This window comes from Rubritalea sp. (genome assembly GCF_039830215.1).
GTDB lineage: Bacteria > Verrucomicrobiota > Verrucomicrobiia > Verrucomicrobiales > Akkermansiaceae > Rubritalea.
This window is the reverse complement of the sequence record NZ_JBDOPO010000137.1, coordinates 1-2,812: the sequence shown is the minus strand read 5'-3', so window position 1 is coordinate 2,812 and position 2,812 is coordinate 1. Positions and strand designations below refer to the sequence as shown.

Here is a 2,812-nt window from a genome sequence, read left to right as displayed (position 1 = left end):
CGACTCGGTCAGCAACTTAGTGAATAACGGGTGAGTCCCAGAAGCAAAGAAGGCGAATAAGCAGATCACAGCTGCGGTATTCCCCAATTGGCAAAGCGTGAGGCAGCAATGGCACCGGTGGGATATGGATGGATTTTTGCCGATGCTGTACAACGGATTTTACAATCGTGATGTCGACGTCATCGAAGAAAAATGCGAGCAGCTAAAGGCCTGTTGAAGAAGGACATTCCTATTTATAGTGGGATATTCCTGCCTGATGTGCCTCCTGCTAAAATGGCGTCAGCCTGCCAAGCGATGCGCGATGGAGGAGGCCGGGGGATAGCTCTCTATTCGCTGGAAGATATGCATGAAGAGAGCTGGAAGGCCTTCGAGAAGGCGAGGAGTTAGCTTTTCTCTGCCTGAATAAGGGCTGCCACAATTTTTGCTTGGCCATAGGATATCTTGCCTTTGCCAGCTTCAATGATTGGTCTGAGTGCTGTGTGGCCGTGCTCATCGAAGAGTTGGCGACAAAGCGTGTTGGTGGCCTGATCTAACCATTGTTGCCAATTGACGGATTCACCTTCAGTGATGAGTCGGGCAATATGCCCTTCGATAGTCGGGAGCCCCAGTCCACGTTCGCTGGCAATCTCCTCTGGCTGCATGCCTTTATTCAGCATCTCATGCGTGGTGCGGAAGGTTTCCGTGAGACCTTGTTTTATTTTTTTGGGAGACGCCGCTTTTTTCCGAGGCTTTGGAGTAGGCGTGATCTCTGGATGGTTGCAGAGGTATTCTTTAATAACTCCGAGGAAACGCTGGCCGTATTTTTCTAACTTGTTTTGGCCGATTCCTGGAATGTTGAGCAGGTCGGCATCGTTAGATGGATGGTAGGCTGCCATCGCGCGGAGTGATTTGTCTGAAAAAACGACGTAGGGTGGCACGCCTTCGACGTCGGCCAATTCTTTACGGATGTCCCGCAAGTGCTGGAAGAAGTCGTAGTCGCATTCGATTTCCTCAGCACGGTGCTGAGATTTTTCTATAGCGATGCGTTTGTCGACTGCGAGCTGGAAGCTGTCGCGACCAAAAAGGATCTCGGTGGCTGCATCGTTGATCTGTGGAACTGGAAATTTGTCCTTGCTGAGTGCGAGCTTTTTGCCAGCGACTAAGGCGTCAAGCACGCTGCGCCAATGGGTCTTTGGCTTGTCCTTGCCGACGCCGTAGGTCTTGAGTTTGTCGTGCTCAAACTGGCGAATTTTTGCGGTGTTGGCGCCGCAGACAATATCGCAAATATGGATGCCACCAAAGCGGTTGCCAGTGCGCATGATTGCTGAGAGTACGATTTGTGCATCGCGGGTGGCGTCGACAGTTTCAAAGCTGCCGGCGCAGTAATCGCAGCTGCCACAATTATCCAATTCACAGGTTTCATCGAAGTAGTTGAGCAAGCTGATCTTGCGACAGCTTGGGACGCTGGCGAAGGCATCCATCGAGGCTAGCAGTTGACGTGCGCGAGCTTGTTCGGCTTCCACTGGCATGGCATCGATGAAGAAACGTAGCTTACCAAGATCGCCAGCAGAATAGAGCAGGAGGCAGTGAGATGGCTCACCATCGCGGCCAGCACGACCTGTCTCTTGGTAGTAGCTCTCGATATTTTTTGGAAGGTCTCCGTGAATGACAAAGCGTACGTCGGCTTTGTCCACACCCATTCCAAACGCGACAGTGGCCACCATCACGGTAATGTCATCACGGATGAATGCGTCTTGAGTGGCTGAGCGTTTCTCGGCGGGGAGACCTGCGTGGTAGGCTGCTGCGTTGATCCCGTTTGCAACTAACATGTTGGCCGTTTCCTCCACGCTTTTACGGGAAGTACGATAGATTATTCCGCTTTGCTGTGGGCGCTCGCGGATGAATTCGACGATCTGAGTCGAGGCTTCGTGCTTGGCTAGGACTTCGTAGAATAAATTCTTTCGATCGAAGGACGCTCGGATTTTTACAGGGTTAACGAGTTTCAGGCGTTTCTCGATGTCCTCGGCAACTTGTTCGGTGGCGGTGGCGGTGAAGGCGGCGAGGGGACTCTGTGGAAAGAGTTCTTTAAGCCGGCTGGTGAAGAGATAATCAGGTCGAAAATCGTGGCCCCATTCTGAAATGCAGTGGGCTTCATCGATCGCGATAAAACTGGGAGTTCCTTGTTGGTTCTTCCGCAGGAGGTCGACGGTGGTGCTGAGCGATAGGCGCTCGGGCGCGAGATAGAGCAGGTCGAGATTGCCATCAGCGTAATCTTTCTCAATCTCTTGAACTTCTTCCGGAGCCAATGTGCTGTTGAGGAATGCTGCTTTGATGCCGTTAGAGCGGGCCGAGTCTACCTGATCTTTCATCAGCGCTATCAGCGGACTAACGACGACAGCGGTGCCCAGAAGAATGGAAGCTGGGAGTTGGTAACAAAGTGACTTACCGCCGCCGGTAGGCATCACTCCAAAAGCATCACGGCCAGATAAAATCCCCTCAACGAGTTCTTGCTGGTGATCCCGAAAAGAATCGAAGCCAAAGAGCTCCTTAAGTTGTGCTAGAGTAGACTCGCGCATGCTCTCTAAATTCACCGTGTTCATTTGAGCATTAACGCACCGACCTGGATATGTGTCAATAGAGGGCGGAATATGATTTCGGAATACTGCGGTTGGGTTAAGCGCAAAGAACAATCACTTACAGGCGTTCGGTTGCTTGGGTGTGTCGAAAGTAAGAAGGTCGTGTGAAAAAATTCTGTTCGCTATGTGAGCGTATAACTCGCGATCACGCGACCTCACTAGCGCTTGACAAGTGAAATATTGTAAGGCGTTGAGCT

At 51.6% G+C, this 2,812-nt stretch carries 2 protein-coding genes; one reads left to right on the top strand and one right to left on the bottom strand.

What is annotated here, in order from left to right; genetic code table 11:
- Window positions 1-192: 192 nt before the first annotated feature.
- The gene (locus ABGY95_RS04560; protein ID WP_347440516.1) at window positions 193-387 is read left to right on the top strand and encodes a hypothetical protein; all 195 of its coding nucleotides are present in this window, start codon (window positions 193-195) and stop codon (window positions 385-387) included.
- Here ABGY95_RS04560 and recQ read toward each other — a convergent pair.
- Window positions 384-2,570 (bottom strand): DNA helicase RecQ, encoded by a 2,187-nt coding sequence (gene recQ, locus ABGY95_RS04555; RefSeq protein ID WP_347440515.1) that lies wholly within the window; start codon window positions 2,568-2,570, stop codon window positions 384-386. The two genes, ABGY95_RS04560 and recQ, sit on opposite strands and share 4 nt — an antisense overlap.
- Window positions 2,571-2,812 lie beyond the last annotated feature (242 nt).